The organism is Halobacillus amylolyticus (genome assembly GCF_022921115.1).
GTDB classification, from domain to species: Bacteria; Bacillota; Bacilli; order Bacillales; family Halobacillaceae; genus Halobacillus_A; species Halobacillus_A amylolyticus.
Genome location: NZ_CP095075.1, coordinates 1,474,534 through 1,490,582 on the forward strand (window position 1 = coordinate 1,474,534; position 16,049 = coordinate 1,490,582).

The 16,049-nt window shown below is 41.4% G+C and carries 15 protein-coding genes, 2 pseudogenes, 2 riboswitches and 1 other annotated feature; of the genes and pseudogenes, 6 read left to right on the top strand and 11 right to left on the bottom strand.

Annotated elements, in window-relative coordinates:
- Positions 1-103: 103 nt before the first annotated feature.
- The 5 genes and pseudogenes from MUO15_RS07760 to MUO15_RS07780 form a co-directional block, all read right to left on the bottom strand.
- Positions 104-1,240 (bottom strand): bifunctional cystathionine gamma-lyase/homocysteine desulfhydrase, encoded by a 1,137-nt coding sequence (locus tag MUO15_RS07760; protein ID WP_245034963.1) that lies wholly within the window; start codon positions 1,238-1,240, stop codon positions 104-106.
- A gap of 5 nt (positions 1,241-1,245) precedes the next feature.
- The gene (locus MUO15_RS07765) at positions 1,246-2,163 is read right to left on the bottom strand and encodes a PLP-dependent cysteine synthase family protein (protein WP_245034964.1); all 918 of its coding nucleotides are present in this window, start codon (positions 2,161-2,163) and stop codon (positions 1,246-1,248) included.
- A 21-nt stretch (positions 2,164-2,184) separates the two neighbouring features.
- Positions 2,185-2,643 carry an S-ribosylhomocysteine lyase gene (locus MUO15_RS07770; protein WP_245034965.1) on the bottom strand — a complete coding sequence of 153 codons (459 nt, stop codon included), beginning with the start codon at positions 2,641-2,643 and terminating at the stop codon, positions 2,185-2,187.
- A gap of 3 nt (positions 2,644-2,646) precedes the next feature.
- Complete coding sequence (locus tag MUO15_RS07775) at positions 2,647-3,288, bottom strand: class I SAM-dependent DNA methyltransferase (protein ID WP_245034967.1); 642 nt, start codon at positions 3,286-3,288, stop codon at positions 2,647-2,649.
- Between the two features lie 217 nt (positions 3,289-3,505).
- Positions 3,506-4,686 (bottom strand): annotated as a pseudogene (locus MUO15_RS07780) (DEAD/DEAH box helicase).
- A gap of 138 nt (positions 4,687-4,824) precedes the next feature.
- Between MUO15_RS07780 and MUO15_RS07785 the strand changes: the two are divergent.
- Positions 4,825-6,011 (top strand): annotated as a pseudogene (locus tag MUO15_RS07785) (M14 family metallopeptidase).
- Between the two features lie 16 nt (positions 6,012-6,027).
- Here the strand turns inward: MUO15_RS07785 and MUO15_RS07790 are convergent.
- From MUO15_RS07790 to MUO15_RS07805, 4 genes are all read right to left on the bottom strand, one after another.
- Positions 6,028-6,513, bottom strand: a complete 486-nt coding sequence (locus tag MUO15_RS07790; protein ID WP_245034968.1) for a DinB family protein — start codon at positions 6,511-6,513, stop codon at positions 6,028-6,030.
- Positions 6,514-6,528: 15 nt separating this feature from the next.
- Positions 6,529-6,816: a hypothetical protein gene (locus MUO15_RS07795; protein WP_245034970.1), complete on the bottom strand. Its 288-nt coding sequence runs from the start codon at positions 6,814-6,816 to the stop codon at positions 6,529-6,531.
- Between the two features lie 350 nt (positions 6,817-7,166).
- A riboswitch (SAM riboswitch) is annotated at positions 7,167-7,273 on the bottom strand.
- An 89-nt stretch (positions 7,274-7,362) separates the two neighbouring features.
- Entirely contained in the window at positions 7,363-8,736 is a 1,374-nt protein-coding gene (gene argH, locus MUO15_RS07800; protein ID WP_245034971.1) for an argininosuccinate lyase, read from the bottom strand.
- Positions 8,729-9,967: an argininosuccinate synthase gene (locus MUO15_RS07805; protein ID WP_245034972.1), complete on the bottom strand. Its 1,239-nt coding sequence runs from the start codon at positions 9,965-9,967 to the stop codon at positions 8,729-8,731. The genes argH and MUO15_RS07805 overlap by 8 nt, the downstream gene beginning before the upstream one ends.
- Before the next feature lie 51 nt (positions 9,968-10,018).
- Positions 10,019-10,247: a binding site (T-box leader), on the bottom strand.
- A 299-nt stretch (positions 10,248-10,546) separates the two neighbouring features.
- Between MUO15_RS07805 and MUO15_RS07810 the strand changes: the two genes are divergently transcribed.
- A complete protein-coding gene (locus MUO15_RS07810) occupies positions 10,547-11,998 on the top strand; it encodes an MDR family MFS transporter (protein WP_245034973.1) in 1,452 nt (483 codons plus the stop codon).
- A 65-nt stretch (positions 11,999-12,063) separates the two neighbouring features.
- On the opposite strand, the gene MUO15_RS07815 is transcribed toward MUO15_RS07810, so the two are convergent.
- Positions 12,064-12,546 (bottom strand): GNAT family N-acetyltransferase, encoded by a 483-nt coding sequence (locus tag MUO15_RS07815; protein ID WP_245034975.1) that lies wholly within the window; start codon positions 12,544-12,546, stop codon positions 12,064-12,066.
- A 711-nt stretch (positions 12,547-13,257) separates the two neighbouring features.
- Here MUO15_RS07815 and MUO15_RS07820 point away from each other — a divergent pair.
- The 4 genes from MUO15_RS07820 (at position 13,258) to MUO15_RS07830 (ending at position 15,221) form a co-directional block, all read left to right on the top strand.
- Positions 13,258-13,809, top strand: a complete 552-nt coding sequence (locus MUO15_RS07820; protein WP_318036207.1) for a redoxin domain-containing protein — start codon at positions 13,258-13,260, stop codon at positions 13,807-13,809.
- On the top strand, positions 13,788-13,970 hold the full coding sequence (locus MUO15_RS21900; RefSeq protein ID WP_318036208.1) for a peroxiredoxin: 183 nt from the start codon (positions 13,788-13,790) through the stop codon (positions 13,968-13,970). The genes MUO15_RS07820 and MUO15_RS21900 overlap by 22 nt, the downstream gene beginning before the upstream one ends.
- A gap of 274 nt (positions 13,971-14,244) precedes the next feature.
- A complete protein-coding gene (locus MUO15_RS07825; protein ID WP_245034976.1) occupies positions 14,245-14,718 on the top strand; it encodes a hypothetical protein in 474 nt (157 codons plus the stop codon).
- A complete protein-coding gene (locus MUO15_RS07830) occupies positions 14,715-15,221 on the top strand; it encodes a hypothetical protein (protein WP_245034977.1) in 507 nt (168 codons plus the stop codon). The genes MUO15_RS07825 and MUO15_RS07830 overlap by 4 nt, the downstream gene beginning before the upstream one ends.
- 24 nt (positions 15,222-15,245) lie before the next feature.
- Here MUO15_RS07830 and MUO15_RS07835 read toward each other — a convergent pair whose 3' ends face one another.
- On the bottom strand, positions 15,246-15,755 hold the full coding sequence (locus MUO15_RS07835) for a hypothetical protein (protein ID WP_245034978.1): 510 nt from the start codon (positions 15,753-15,755) through the stop codon (positions 15,246-15,248).
- Between the two features lie 174 nt (positions 15,756-15,929).
- Positions 15,930-15,974: riboswitch (PreQ1 riboswitch) on the top strand.
- Positions 15,975-16,049: the final 75 nt, after the last annotated feature.

Sequence of the window (16,049 nt, forward strand, 5' to 3'; positions counted from 1 at the left end):
GGCTATCTCAATCCTCTCTATACAGGCAACGGATCGTATTATTTTGACATGTATAATTGATTACAAAAAAAGAACGACCCGCAAAAAGGCCGTTCTCACTTTACTATTTGCGTAAGGCTTGTAAAAAGTCTTCCTTTAAATCTTCAATATCTTCGAGTCCAATGGAGACACGAACTAAACCATCAGTGATCCCCAGTTCGCTGCGGCGTTCTGCAGGAATCGATGCATGCGTCATTTTTGCAGGAACCGAAATTAAGCTTTCCACTGCTCCAAGACTTTCAGCTAGTGTGAAGAAGCGAGTATTCTTGAGTACTCGATCTGCTTTCTCCCCACTTCCAACATCAAAAGAAATCATTCCGCCGCTACCACGAGCTTGACCCTGGTGAACTTGATGGCCTTTATGACTTTCAAGACCAGGGTAATAAATGTTTGTTACCTCTGGGAGTCCTTGTAAGAACTCGATAAATGCACGAGTATTTTCTTCAATCTCCTCCATGCGAATACCTAGGGTTTTGATCCCGCGCATCAATAACCAGGAATCCTGCGGTCCAAGAATCCCACCAGAAGAATTTAGTACAAAATGGACATTTTCAGCAAGCTGCTGTGAATTGACGACAACTAACCCGGCTACAACGTCACTGTGTCCACCAAGATACTTCGTTGCACTGTGAAGAACGATATCGGCACCAAAGTCAATTGGATTTTGCCAGTATGGTGTACTGAAGGTGTTATCAACAATAAAAGTTAGATCCTTTCCTTTCGCTAGATCAGACACTTTTTTCAGATCAGTGATTTTTAGTAACGGGTTGGTTGGCGTCTCGACATAAATCGCTTTTGTGCGATCAGTAATGGCCGCTTCGATATTCGCAACATCACTTGTATCCACAAATGTTGCTTCTAATCCAAACCGGTTAATCACATTAGAAACAAGACGATACGTACCGCCATATACATCATCAGTGAAAACGACATGATCACCTTGATTGAAGGTCATAAGCACTGCTGTGATCGCTGCCATTCCTGAACCAAAAGCAAATCCCGCATGCCCACCTTCCAGCTCCTTGATCAATTCTTCGAGAGCAAATCTCGTTGGGTTGCCTGTTCTTGAATATTCATAACCACGGTGCTGACCAACTCCGTCTTGAGCGTACGTACTTACTTGATAAATCGGCACAGAAACCGCACCTGTTTCCTTATCTCCTGTAATCCCGCCATGGATTAACTGAGTTTTCTTTCTCATTGACATCACTCCTCGTAAATCCCTTGACTTAAGTATCGTTCACTGCTGTCAGGGAAAATCGTAACAATCTTCGTACCTGGCTTCGCTTGCTCAGCTTCTCTTAGCGCAGCTTCAAACGCAGCGCCAGAGGAACTGGCCACAAGCAGCCCTTCGTTAAGCGCAAGCTCTCTCACACGATCAAATGCCACTTGATCTGGAACCGTATGAATAGCGTTGAAATATTGCTTTTCCATATAGAAAGGCAAAAACTCCATTCCTATTCCCTCTGTACGGTGAGGTCCAGGCTCTCCTCCGTTTAACACCGAACCTTCGGGCTCAACGATCACAGTTTTAATGGCCTCATTTTGTTCTTTAAGATAACGAGACGTTCCCATAAAGGTTCCACCCGTGCCCGCACCTGCTATAAAAACGTCGACCGCGCCGTTTAAATCGTTATAAATTTCCGGACCCAACGTTTCATAATACGTATCTGGATTAGCACGATTGTTAAACTGTTCCGGGCTAAATGAGTTCGGAATTTCTTTACAAAGCTCATCTGCCCGTCTAATCGCCCCGCGCATTCCTTGTTCTGTCGGGGTATTTACCACTTCGGCACCGAGGGCCCTCATTAATGTTTGTTTTTCCTGACTAAACTTTTCAGGAGTTACAAACATAACACGAAACCCTTTGCCGATTGCCGCAAGGGCTACACCAATTCCTGTATTGCCGGCCGTTGGTTCAATAATAGTACCGCCCTTTTTCAATAAACCTCTTCCAAGTGCATCCTCAATCAACTTTAAACCCAGACGGTCTTTAACACTACCGCCTGGGTTCATGAATTCAAGCTTAGCAAAAATACGTGCCTGATTCGGTATCGATGAGTGGGTCAGCTCAATCATTGGGGTATTGCCAATTAATGATTGTACGTTTTTGACGTAAGCCATAGGTTACCTCACCCTCCGAATTTAAAAGACTTGATCCCATTCATCGCGTCTATCCAGCAAGTCTTTCGCAAGTCCTTTTGCACCTTCTAGGCTGTGACTAGCCGCGAATCCACACTGCACCTCATTACATGCCGGAACTTCATCTGCTTCAAGCACATCTTTCAATGTATTTTCCAACAGCTGAAGGACATTTTCATAACTGTCATCATTGAGGACTGCTAGATAAAAGCCTGTTTGGCATCCCATTGGTCCAATATCGATAATTCGGCTGTGATGGTCACGACTCTTCTCTGCCATCAGGTGCTCTAAAGAGTGCAAAGCAGGCATATCCATGTACTCTTTATTGGGCTGTTTTACACGAATGTCGTATTTATAAATTTTATCCCCATGGTCTCCTTCGGTCACACCGACTAGGCGTACATATGGTGCTTTCACTTTCGTATGGTCAAGGTTAAAGCTTTCTACATTCATCTTAGGCATAAACTATTCTCCTTTTTTAGCTTGTATTAACCAAGCGAATTTGTTCTTCTGTTTAAAGGATACCTCAAAACCTGCTTTGAGAAACATTTGTTCAAGGTCATTGAGATAGGCATAATATTCTTCCTGTAAATCTTGTGCCAAGTTAAGATAACCTTTTTCCTCAGCATCCTTTACTAATGACAGTTTGTGGGCTTCATCCTTAAAAAGTGTATCGATGAAGATAATCTTCCCACCTTCTTCAAGTTTATCATAATACGATTGTATTGCTAATCGTTTCTCACCTTCGTTTAAATGATGAAACGCGAAAGAACTAACGATTGATTTGATTGGCAACTGTAAGGAAGGAAAATTAATAAAGTCCCCTTCATACACAGCCGCTTCCGGGCACTTCACGTTTGCAATCCGACGCATTTCTTCAGATGGCTCAACTCCCGCAACCACTTTATTTTGGGCAACCATCTTTTTCGTTAAGTTGGCCGTTCCAACCCCAAATTCTAAAACTGGTGAAACCGCTAAATCAGCCAGCTCCTGGAGCATAGCCTCATAGCCCTCAAAAACCTCTTTATATTCAGGATCTTTTCCAGATACCGTATCATCATAAGAACTTGCCCATTGATTGAAAAGGTCGACAAATTCAACTCCCATTAGCTTCAACCCCTTATTAATGATAATTCCTATCTATATACTCGGAATTATATATTTAATTTATCATATTTAACGGACTGACTCAATGTTATTGTTTTTTGAAAAGTTTTAGAGGAAAGACACAAAGGCAATTGCTCTCTAAGCCGTATCGATTGTCCCCTAACCCCATTTTTCCATAAAAAGAGTGCAGCCTGTCTCTGAGCAGGCTGCACTCTTTTTATCTTTTTCTTCGTTTAGACGAGCGTTGCTGTTTTTCCGAACCAAACCGTTCTGTTTCTTTCCGAGGAGATAGAGCGTCTAATGTTCTTCTGTGGAGCTTCTCCCCAATACCTTTTTCTATAACTTTTAGTGCTTGTCGATCTTTAGGCGCGATAAAGGTAATAGCGAGTCCTTTTCCGCCGGCTCGGCCTGTTCTGCCAATTCGGTGGATATAACTCTCGGCATCTTGCGGCACATCATAGTTAAAAACATGGGTAATCCCTTCGACATCCAGCCCCCTTGCTGCTACGTCTGTCGCAACCAAATATTGAATTTTCGCATCACGGAAACGCTTCATCACTTTCTCTCGTTTCGCTTGAGACAGGTCCCCGTGAAGCTCATCAGCTTCGAATCCTCGACTGAGCAAGGCTTCATTCAGCTTTCTAGCCCTCCTTTTTGTCCGGCAAAAAATCAAGGCTAGAAAGGGCGGTGTTCACCCATAATCTTTAGTAAAGCATCTTGTTTAGCCCGGTCCGTTGTTTCATAGACAAGCTGCTTAATCTCTGACAAGGTAACTGTCTCTGATTTAACCGTTACGCGCTCCGGATTTGTTAAATATTTTTTCGCTAGGGAGTTAACCTGCTGTGAAATCGTAGCAGAAAAGGCGCTCGTTTGCCGGTTTGCAGGTGTTTGCTGTAAAATAGCGGCCACATCAGGGAGGAAGCCGGCTTCAAGCATTTGATCTGCCTCATCCAACACGACATGTTCAACAGCGCCCAAGTTTAACGTCTCCCTGCGTAAGTGATCAAGAAGGCGCCCAGGCGTAGCCACAACCAGGTGAGCTCGTCCATTTAATTTATGTGCCTGCTTGGCGACATCTTGTCCACCATAGACGGCCAGCACATTCACATCCTTAGGGAGCAGCTTTTCCGCTTCACTTGTTATTTGCAGGGCAAGCTCCCTCGTTGGGGTAACAATCAACCCCTGAACTTCAGATCTCCCGACATCTATTTTTTGTAAAATTGGCAGTAGAAAGGCAAGCGTCTTCCCTGTTCCAGTCTGTGCCTTTGCAATAACATCCTTCCCATCCAGAAGCCTCGGAATTGTTTTTTCCTGAATGGGGGTGGGGGCCGTTACTCCATGGATTCTAAGCCTTTCAACTAATGCGCCTTCTATCTCAATATCTTTAAATGTTTTCATCTCATTCACTTCTTTCCTCATTTCCTCCTTCTATTCTAACTGAAATCTTTAAGCTGTGAATGCTTTTGTAAAAATAACCTCATGTACTCGTTTCAAAACCCATATAATATAGGGAACAACAATGTTAGGGGGCCATAAATGGATATTCAAGTAAGACAAGGAGATACACTTTGGTACTATGCCAATACATTTAATGTTCCTTTATCCTTAATTATTGATTCTAATCCTTCTGTTATTCCTACTAATTTAAATGTAGGCCAGACTGTAAGAATACCTGGATACCGTTCCTCCATCTACCAAATACGGCCAGAAGACACGTTTTATAAAATTGCTACAGCTCATCAAATTTCTTTAGACAATCTGCTTCTATTGAATCCAACTGTCAATCCAACCTCACTACAAGTGGGACAAACGATACAAATTCCCAAGCGAGTGACCACACCTGTTGTGAATGGCAATCAGAATTATGACTTCCAGGTTTTAACGAATCATTTAAACCAGCTTTATGAGCTGTATCCTTTTATTAGGAGAGAAGCGATCGGAAATAGCGTTATGGGGAAAGACTTAGTGGAGTTACAAATTGGGCGAGGACCAAGGGTGGTTCACTGGAACGGCTCCTTTCATGCTAACGAATGGATAACGACAGCCATCATTATGGAATTTTTAAACACATATTTACTATCACTAACGAATAGAGAAACCATTCGTGGAAGGCTGATGAATCCTTTTTATGATCAGATCACCTTATCTATTGTTCCGATGGTTGATCCCGATGGCGTTAACCTCGTACTAAACGGGCCTCCTGAAGGTGAATTCGGAGAGCTCGCTCTACAAATTAACAATGGCAGTTCCGATTTTAGTGGATGGAAAGCTAATATACGTGGAGTTGACTTAAATAACCAATATCCTGCCATGTGGGAGGTAGAAGCTGCCCGCAAACCAACGGAACCAGCCCCCGCGACTTTCCAGGTTATCAGCCGTTAACGGAACCGGAGAGTATTACAATGGCAGAATTAGCCGGAACTCGTTCCTTTGATAAATTGTTGGCTTTTCATACGCAAGGGGAAGTCATTTATTGGGGATATGAAGGGCTTGCCCCACAAAGGGCTGAAGTGATTGTGAATGAGTTTGAAAGAGTAAGTGGTTATGAACCCATCCAGTTTATTGATAGCTATGCTGGATACAAGGATTGGTTTATTAAAGTATGGCAGTGTCCAGGTTATACAGTTGAATTGGGAAGCGGCGTTAACCCCCTCCCGCTAAGCCAATTTGAAGAAATTTATCAAGAAACACTGGGGATATTTTTAGCGAGCATTTATATGTAGATAAGATGCCTGCTCCTCAGGCATCTTTATCATTGAGAACTTGTTTAATTTGCTCAAAGTGATGCACGTCATGCTGCATAATCCCTTCCAAGTATTCATATAAACTTACTTTACTGGATTGCAAAGATATCGCCTCTTCGTAGCGAATATCCTCAATATCATTTAATCGATTCACAAGCTCACGTCTCGTTTGCTCGAATAAATCAACCGTTTCTTCCTTACTGTCATTGCGTGCTTGAATAGCTGCTTTCTCATTCATTACTTCAACATCAGGCGGCACTGGCATATCCTGTGAGGTGAACAGGTACGGCAAACGTTTATTTATAATAAATTCATCCCATAGCACAAGATGGCGTACAACTTCCGCTACGCTCCATTTACCTTGTTCAATTGGCAGCCTCCATGATTCCTCCGGCAGTTGACTTAAGGATTGTACCCAATCAATCGAATCTTCGAAATGTCCAATGACCTGCTGTTTTTTTGAAAAACCTTGACCATTCATAACGCCACTCCTACTCTAGTTACTTTCCACTTCAGACTGATCCATATGTCCGTCATGCTCCTCAATAATGCTTAAGGCACTTTTGTACCCCTCTTCCTTCACATCAAATTGTAGTAGATGGGTCAAATGGCGATCTGAGCCAGGATTTTTGAAATTGCTTAATGGAACTAATCGAGCCAACAGCGATGAATCATCTGGGATTGGTTCAACAAGCTCGTTCTCAATTTCAATCTTTTGCAAGGAAGCTTTAGCACTTTCAGCATCATTCTCCGTCTTAAAATAGGCCTCTACGTGTTTAGTCATATCGTCATATCCTTTCATCGTTTTTACTGTTATAATAGCCCTTTTTCACCCATCTCAAACATACTGCCGTTTATCCTCATAAAACATGACTAACACACAGGTATGGTATGACGAGATGTTTTAAGAAGTGACAGTTGGCCTTAACCGTGATGCTTCCAATGCTATTGGCTAGCACTTTAATTACCGCATCCTCCATGGGGATTGTGTAATCCTAATCGTACGTCTCGATGAGTTACTTTCGGTTCCTTAGACCGCTTTAGCCACTCGTCCTTATTCATCCCATATCACCCGCTTCTTGAATAATAAAAAGCCCCTTTCAAAATGAAAGAGGGTGAAGGTTGTACTTCGACCTCTCATCTTCCGAACACAAACTATGTCCGTTGGAAGTAGCACCGTGTCGATAGACCGGTTGCCGGGCGTCAAAGGGCCAAATCCCTCAGCCTGCTCTAGATAAGAGTAAGTAAACGTTATTAAGTTACTTGTCATGTTACAAATAAACCATACTAAAGTCAATAGTATTCAGAATATTGACAAAGTTAAATTACATTATTTAATGTGCTGCTTTGCCAACTCAAGCTGTTGTGCCACCTGTTCAAATCCTGTGCCACCTTCACTTTTCCGGGCAGCCACAACCTGTTCGGGAGCTAGTTTTGCAAAGATGTCCTTTTCAAACAGCTCAGAAAATTCCTTATACTCATCAAGCGTCAAATCAAGCAAATATTTATTCTTTTCAATTGCATAAAGCACAATCTTACCGATCACCTCATGAGCCTGGCGAAACGGCAACCCTTTTACGGCCAAATAATCTGCAATATCGGTTGCATTCGAATAATCCTCGTTCACCGCCTGACGCATATTCGCCCCCTTCACTTCCATTGAAGCAAGCATCGGAGCAAGCAAGGAAAGCGCCCCATCAAGCGTCTCCACCGTATCGAACATCCCTTCCTTGTCCTCCTGCATATCCTTATTATAGGCAAGCGGAAGACCCTTCAGAAGCGTGAGCAGCCCCATCAGATTACCGTAAATCCTTCCTGTCTTGCCACGCAGCAGCTCAGGCACATCCGGATTCTTCTTCTGCGGCATAATGCTCGAACCCGTACAAAACGCATCATCAAGCTCAATGAAATCAAATTCCTGACTGCTCCAAAGAATCAATTCATCCGACAGTCTTGAAATATGTGTAATTAAAATGGATGAGATCGACAAAAATTCCAGGATGAAATCCCGATCGCTGACGGCGTCCAATGAGTTTGGATAAACGTTATCAAATCCGAGCGTCTCCGCCGTCATCTTTCTATCGACAGGGTAAGGCGTACCAGCAAGTGCCGCCGCACCAAGCGGCGACCAATCAATCCGTTTCACACTGTCCTTAAGACGCTCCTTATCGCGCTCAAACATCCAAAAATAGGCAAGCAAATGATGGGCAAACGAAACCGGCTGTGCTCGCTGCAAGTGTGTATAACCAGGAATGATCGTTTCGACATGAGATTCCGCCTGGCTGACAAGCGCCTCTTGCACCGCTTCAACAAGCTGAATGAGATAAGTGGTTTTTTCCTTCAAATATAAGTGCATATCAGTCGCTACCTGGTCATTCCGGCTTCTCCCTGTATGGAGCTTGCCGCCAACAGGACCAATCTCATCGATCAACAGTTTTTCAATATTCATATGAATGTCTTCATGTTCAACAGAAAACGTCACTTCTTCGTTCTCAACTTTCTTTTGGATAATGTTTAATCCTTCTATGATTTGTGCAGCTTCCTCCTGAGAAATGATCCCACACTTTCCAAGCATATCGACATGCGCAAGACTGCCTTTTATGTCCTGTAGAGCCAGCCTGTCATCAAAACCGATCGAAGAGGTGTACTCTTCGACCAGCTTATTGGTTGGTTTAGTAAATCGTCCGCCCCAAAGTTTACTCATGCACACTCACCGGCTGCTCATCAGCCTTCTTCGCCCCTGCTTTATGCACATCAGCATGCACTTTCGTCGGCAGTCCCCATAATTTAATAAATCCGACCGCGGCATCATGGTCAAAGGCATCTCCTTTCGTATACGTGGAAAGCTTCTCATTATAAAGGCTCACTGGAGATTTTTTCCCGATCACCTGATGATGTCCCTTGAACAGCTTCACCTTAACCGTACCTGTCACCACCTGCTGTGTTTCCTCAACAAAAGCTTGCAAGGCCGGTTGGAGTGGGGAATACCATAGACCGTCATAAATCAATTTTGACATTTGCTGATCAATCGTTGCTTTGTACTGGGATACTTCTCTCGTCAATGTCAAAAACTCAAGTTCTTTATGGGCATTGATCAAAATCATCGCCCCCGGGTTTTCGTACACTTCTCTTGATTTAATCCCGACGAGACGATTTTCAGTATGGTCAATACGTCCAACCCCATGCATGCCGCCTAAATCATTCAATTTCTCAATCAAAGGAACAATATCCATTTGCTCGCCATTTAAGGCAACAGGAATCCCACTACTAAACTCGATATCTATGATATCCGGAGTGTCAGGTGTTTTTTCAATCGGATTCGTCCAAGCATAAGCCGCTTCTGGCGCTTCCATCCAAGGATCCTCCAGAACGCCCGCTTCACAAGCACGTCCCCAAATATTCGCATCGATTGAAAATGGGTTATCCAAGTTAACCGGGATTGGAATACCTTTTTCCTCAGCGTACTTAATTTGCTCATCACGCGTCATTCCCCATTCTCTGACAGGTGCAATGACTTCAAGATTCGGGTTGAGCGCTTGAATCGATACTTCAAATCTAACCTGATCATTTCCCTTTCCAGTACAGCCGTGCGCGACGGCAACAGCACCCTCCTGCTCAGCCACCTCCACTAATAGTTTTGAGATTAATGGACGCGATAGGGCAGAAGATAGCGGATACTTCCCTTCATATAGAGCATTTGCTTTAAGTGCCGGCATTAAATAGCCCTCGGCAAGAAGCTGTTTCGCATCTACCATGATCGCCTTGATTGCCCCAACATCAAGCGCCTTTTGGCGAATCGTTTCAAGATCCTTTCCTTCGCCTACATCCAAGCCAAGAGCAATGACGTCATACCCGTATTTCTCCTGAATCCATTTTACCGAAATTGATGTATCAAGTCCTCCTGAATATGCCAATACTACTTTAGGTTTTGTCATAGTAAATGCCTCCTTGTAAAATTCCATTAAAAAAATCCGCCTCTAACTATTGTAAGAGACGGATTTCGTGTGTGTGATTCATCCGCGGTACCACTCTGATTGTCTATTTTAAAATAGACCCACTTGAATCCTGATAACGGGGGGTTCCCGGCTCAGACTACTTTATTTCGTCTGAACTTCTCTGAAGGGCGTTTCGATACGGATTGAATCACCAGGCTTCCACCACCCCCGGCTCGCTGACATTCTTATCCGATCTACTTTTCTTCGTCTTTGAATATGAATGTATATTTATTATTTAATATTTATTATTTAATATTTATAATTATACATATACATTTTTAGATGTCAACGTGTATGTCCCATTTTAATTTTAAAAGATTCCTTCACCAATTAAAGACTATTTATTTTCATTAAGGCGTTATGGCCTATCGTTAAGTCCTTATGTAAAAAGTTAATCAATTTATTTGTAAGCTGGGCCCAAACCAAGTATAATTTGATAGTTAGTTTATGGAATACTAATTCCTTTGAAAACGATTAAGTTCTCCATAACATTAATGAATAAAGACAGGGGGAATATGAATGACGACTACAAAAGATTATAACAAAACGTTAATGGCAGCATTATTACTCGCGGGTTCATTTATCGCTATTTTGAACCAGACGTTAATGATTACTGCTATTCCTCCGATTATGGAAGAAATGAATATCTCAGCTAATACGGCCCAATGGCTGACAACGGTATTTATGCTCGTCAATGGGATCATGATCCCGATCACTGCATTCTTAATTGAACGGTTCACGACACGACAGCTGTTTATAACGGCCATGAGTGTTTTCACGGTCGGTACCGTTGTTGGCGGCCTTGCACCAAATTTCTCCATCTTATTATTAGGAAGGATCATTCAATCTGCTGGAGCAGGGATTATGCTGCCGTTAATGCAGACCGTCTTCTTATTGATTTTCCCTGTTAATAAACGTGGAGCAGCCATGGGTTATATCGGACTCGTCATCTCTTTTGCCCCGGCAATTGGTCCATCTTTATCGGGCTGGATAACGGCTAACTACTCCTGGAGATTTTTATTCTTACTTATATTGCCTTTGGCTATCTTAATTATCTTTATTGCTTATTTTATACTGAAAAATGTAACAGAACTCACTTATCCTAAAGTCGATTTTTTATCGATTATATTATCTTCCGTTGGTTTTGGAGGACTGCTGTTTGGATTCTCGAGTGCAGGGAACTACGGATGGGACAGCACACGGACCATTCTCATTCTTACAGCCGGCGCCATTACACTCCTAGCCTTTATTATTCGTCAATTCCGCATGCATCATCCCATGCTTGAATTTAGAGTATTCAAATATACTACATTCTCGATAACGACTGTAATCGGGATGATTTGCTTCTTAGGTTTGATTGGATCTGAAACATTGATCCCGTTATACATGCAGAATATGAGAGACTTTACCGCACTTGAATCAGGTCTCGTTCTCTTGCCAGGTGCACTCATCTCAGGCTTCATGTCTCCGATTACAGGACGGATTTTTGATAGGATTGGAGCCAGGTTGTTAGCGATTGTCGGGCTTATCATCATGACAGGTTCAACCTTAGCTTTCTCCTTTTTAGACACAACGACGACACTGACGTTCCTTATCGTTACGTATGCTATCCGTATGTTCGGGTTCTCAATGGTGATGATGCCTGTCACAACAGCTGGTTTAAATCAATTGCCACAGAAATTGATCCCGCACGGAGCGGCTATGAATAACACAATGCGGCAAATTGCAGCATCAGTAGGTACTGCCATTCTTGTCACGGTTATGACCATGACCGCACAAAATGCCCAACAGGAGCCATCCATTTCAAACCCTGGAATTCATGGCGTCAATGTCGCCTTCATCGTTATCACCGTACTCTCGTTTATTGGGATTATCTTATCAATCTTTGTAAAAAGGACCTACCCACCTATAGAGGAAGAATTCGAACCAGTGGAAACGGATTACGGAAAGAAAAAAGCGGAAAACATGTAAAACATCCATTAAAAAATGAGAGGAGATACATTCGACCGTATCCCCTCTCATTTTTTAGTTGATACTCATTTATAACCTTTCTTCACTAGTAGTAACTCATCACAGATCGGAATACCATTCTCTGCAATAAGTGGGATTTCAGGCTTCCACCTTCTTGCTTTCACCACCGCATTTTGATGAATCTCCATCAATCGGAACCCTTTTTTTTGATAAAATCTCATTGCATTTACATTATCATTTGTAGTTACTAAGCGAATCTGACGAATACCGTTTTTACGGACTTGTTGCTCCACCTTTTGTAATAGTAGTGTGCCAATCCCTCTATTTTCTAGCACACTATCCAAAGATATAATTTCACACTCATCTGCTTCGGTGATGTAGGTAATCAAGCCAAGAATATCACCCTTTTCTCCTAACATAGAAAAACCCTCCAACTGATCACACTGAAATATTCCACTTGATGTGACCATCTGTGAACTCCCCCAGTGGCTGATAAAAAATTCGGTTACCACACTTCTATCTAATTTATGATTTGGAATGATGCCCATTGTTCTACCCTCTCCCTGTCATCAACGCTGCTTCCATTATATTAAAATTCAAATGTTATTTCCTATAATAGTGAGTGTTCAAAAAGCTGCCAAATTAGAAGGTCGAGGCGGCGTAGTTTTGAACATCAAGGAAACCTTCTCCGAATCGACCTCGCACGAAGGTGCTCACGCTCAAAAGCAAGCCAACGAAGAGATTGCCTCTTATCATTTGGTGACTTTTTGAACTCCTCTAATAATAGGAAAGTTATATAAAAAGAGCACCCTGAGGCAGGTGCTCCTAAAAACTATGGGGAAATGATGGTTTTTCATTTAACCTCGTCACATACATAGTCTACTGACAGCACGAAGTAAATGATGTAGGAGGTTAGAAATAGAATCAGCAGAACGATCAAGATCGGTACGAGGAATCCTGCTTCAGTGCTATCCCATCCATCGTTAGCGGGAAAAATGCAGCAAAGTAACTAATGCTAGCCACAATCAGCGCCAAGAATAGCGTAAAGATCGTTTTACTTAAACCTTTTCACACTGTTTTAAATTCTGCCACTGTTTCTAACCAACTGATTGCAGTGTATGTAACAAGAGAAAACATTCTTGTACTACTGTCTAGTAATGGTAGAAAACAGGTACTTTCAACAATAGATTACTATAAACAGTGAAACTCAAAAATTCTACCCATAGCTCACAGCACATTTATACAAAAAGCTGGGTTTAGTGAAAGATTTAATAGGATATATACGATATAAGATACATTTTGCAATTTTCATAATAGGAGTGTTTAAAAAATGGAGCAAGATCAGACCCAAACGATATGCCTGCCTCGTATCGGCGAAAAAGCACCAGACTTTACTGCTAATTCTACACATGGTCAACTATCCCTCGATTCCTATAAAGGAAAGGTTCGTTTTATTTTCCCATCCGGCTGACTTCACGCCAGTCTGCACAACAGAATTTGTTGGCTTCCAGGGAATCTATGATCAACTAAAGGAATTAAATACGGAACTCGTCGGTTTAAGCATTGATAGTATCTCGTCACATATTGCTTGGATCCGCAACATTGAAGAAAACTTTAATACAAAGATTATGTTTCCTGTTATTGCAGATCTGAATAAAAATGTTGCAACGAAATTTGGCATGATTATGCCTGAGAGTAACGGTACTGAAACCTCCCGGGCTGTATTTGTAATCGATGACAAAGCCACTGTTCGCTCTGTTATTTACTACCCCTTACCACAGGGCGCAACATGGCCGAAATTGTTCGTCTAGTCGAAGCTTTAAAGACTACAGATGAACATGGGGACCGGACAAAAGGTGATCAAGTTATTGCCCCTCCTCCAAAAACACAAGAAGATGCCGAGAAGCGGGTAAACGATTCGAATTATGATTGTGTCGATTGGTGCTTCTGTAAAAAGAGTCTTGATTCATAAGTGAAACTTGCGGTATCTGTTATGATGCCGCAAATTTTCTTTTGAAACAAAAAGTGCCTCCCACAGTGTGTGAGCTGTGAGGAGGCACTTTTTGTAACTTACAGCAATCAGGGCTTCTCTCCATTACTCAAATTGGTGCGTTGCTTAATCGAATTTGGATAAGATCCCTGGTTAGTAGACACTTATTACCGGTAATAAAAGTAAAAGTGGGAGAGTACTCCGTATATTTTCTAGTCATGAACAAAGAATATGAACACAGAAATGGAGGGTATTTATGGGATTTGCAGTGTTTTTCTTTGTGGCATGGCTGATAACAGCTTTATTTTTCGTTACACAGAAAAAATTATCAATTACAGAAAACACCTTTGTCTTCATGTTCATACTTGTGATCAGTATTAATTGGACATGGATTATTTATGAAGGATTAAAATACATTAAAATAACAGAGCAGCCAATGAATTATACAGCTTTCTTATTTTTTAGAAGTTTAATTATTCCGATGCTATTAGTGATGCAATTAAACATGATTCATAAGACAAAAACTTTTGCCAGGTCTGTTTTAATAGCCATGGTGTCCATAGGCATATTGCTTTTACTAACCGGGCTTTCCCTCTACTTCGATCTTACGAAATATGTGAAATGGAACATTGGCTACGATATCTTATACTTTTCCGCACTTCATTTGATAGCATACTATTCCCACCAAATTTTCAGAAAGATTACCTATCGTGAGGTGAGTTACTCATGATTTTATGGGAGGTTTTTGATAAAAACGAACTATTTATATTGATCATGAATATAATTGCTTATTCCGTCTTCTTTCTACTCCCTAAAAAATTCACTCGTGAGATAACAGCATTCCTTTTATCATGGGGGTTCACGATTGGAATCTTATTTGACTTTACAATTGGTGGTGGATTAATTGATTATTATAAGCTAAATGATTCAAACCAATATGGAGTAAACGATCTATTTTATTATTTCACCTTTGCTCCCTTTGGCTACTTTTTTATTTATTTTTATGAATCATTTAAAATTAACCCACGCACACTTATATTGTATGTACTGGTGTGGTCACTCTTTGGTGTAGGGCTTCAGTGGATTTTCACCTTGGTCGATATTGTTACCTTTAAGAACGGATATAAACTTGTTTATTCTTTCCCGGTGTTCATTATCACCCAAACCATGACCGTCTATTACTATCAGTTGGTAAAAAAAAGCCGTAATACCCTAGAGTTTACTGAAAAGTAGTGTGGCTTTTGGAAGGTACGGAGTTCATCTATGCATAGATTCCGCCGCGTCTACCAGATCATTCAGCGAGTACTTCCCTTCGGCTTCTGCTGATATAATCATACCTAGTGTAATGGTTGAACCATCATCACCTTCCCATTCAAGCTGCTTAACTTGCTTTTCATCATTTTTAATTTTTGTTTCTATCCCATGAATATCTATCGTTTTATACGTTTCCTCACTATGGTCCTGGTTTCCATTGTGCCAATGAACAACATGGAGATTTGCCTCATTATTAGCAAACAGGAACTCTGTTCTAAATACATCACCTGACTTATCATCTGATGCGTCTGTCGAATCATAACTAAAATTTACATAAATAGGTTCGAACGGAAGTTGGTTAGGTATGGTTAAATTTTGCTGAACGTCTTTTGGAAGCTTTTCCACCTTCTCCTTAATAGCATTTGGGTGGTTTTCCTTGAGCTCTTGAAGACTCATTTCATAAGAACAGGCAGAGAGGAGTAGAACCACAAGCAGAATCAGGAGCTTTTTCATAGATACATCCTTCCAATCATAGGAATTTCAGTTGTATATTTATATGTACAAACATATTAATCATGCGATTTCCAAGAGTTTATTGGTATCTAAAAATCAAGTGGCTATGTTTTCTCTATCGTCTGTGATATAATCTTTCATATGCAAAAAGTTAATGACAAATCTGTTAATAATACAGGAGAGGTTCTAGCTACACCCTCTATAAAAAACTAAGGATGGAACTATACCTTGCCTTAGGTATGGTTTTTTAATGTTTTTTGGGTTAGTTGGATTCTCTCTTTCATTGATGTCTAG

Coding starts and splice junctions, on each gene's coding strand:
- MUO15_RS07830 (WP_245034977.1), top strand. CDS start 14,715: ATGATTTTATGGGAGGTTTTTGATAAAAACGAACTATTTATATTGATC.
- MUO15_RS07790 (WP_245034968.1), bottom strand. CDS start 6,513: ATGAATGGTCAAGGTTTTTCAAAAAAACAGCAGGTCATTGGACATTTC.
- MUO15_RS21900 (WP_318036208.1), top strand. CDS start 13,788: ATGGCCGAAATTGTTCGTCTAGTCGAAGCTTTAAAGACTACAGATGAA.
- MUO15_RS07825 (WP_245034976.1), top strand. CDS start 14,245: ATGGGATTTGCAGTGTTTTTCTTTGTGGCATGGCTGATAACAGCTTTA.
- MUO15_RS07775 (WP_245034967.1), bottom strand. CDS start 3,288: ATGGGAGTTGAATTTGTCGACCTTTTCAATCAATGGGCAAGTTCTTAT.
- MUO15_RS07760 (WP_245034963.1), bottom strand. CDS start 1,240: ATGAGAAAGAAAACTCAGTTAATCCATGGCGGGATTACAGGAGATAAG.
- MUO15_RS07815 (WP_245034975.1), bottom strand. CDS start 12,546: ATGGGCATCATTCCAAATCATAAATTAGATAGAAGTGTGGTAACCGAA.
- MUO15_RS07765 (WP_245034964.1), bottom strand. CDS start 2,163: ATGGCTTACGTCAAAAACGTACAATCATTAATTGGCAATACCCCAATG.
- MUO15_RS07795 (WP_245034970.1), bottom strand. CDS start 6,816: ATGACTAAACACGTAGAGGCCTATTTTAAGACGGAGAATGATGCTGAA.
- MUO15_RS07810 (WP_245034973.1), top strand. CDS start 10,547: ATGACGACTACAAAAGATTATAACAAAACGTTAATGGCAGCATTATTA.
- MUO15_RS07835 (WP_245034978.1), bottom strand. CDS start 15,755: ATGAAAAAGCTCCTGATTCTGCTTGTGGTTCTACTCCTCTCTGCCTGT.
- MUO15_RS07805 (WP_245034972.1), bottom strand. CDS start 9,967: ATGACAAAACCTAAAGTAGTATTGGCATATTCAGGAGGACTTGATACA.
- argH (WP_245034971.1), bottom strand. CDS start 8,736: ATGAGTAAACTTTGGGGCGGACGATTTACTAAACCAACCAATAAGCTG.
- MUO15_RS07770 (WP_245034965.1), bottom strand. CDS start 2,643: ATGCCTAAGATGAATGTAGAAAGCTTTAACCTTGACCATACGAAAGTG.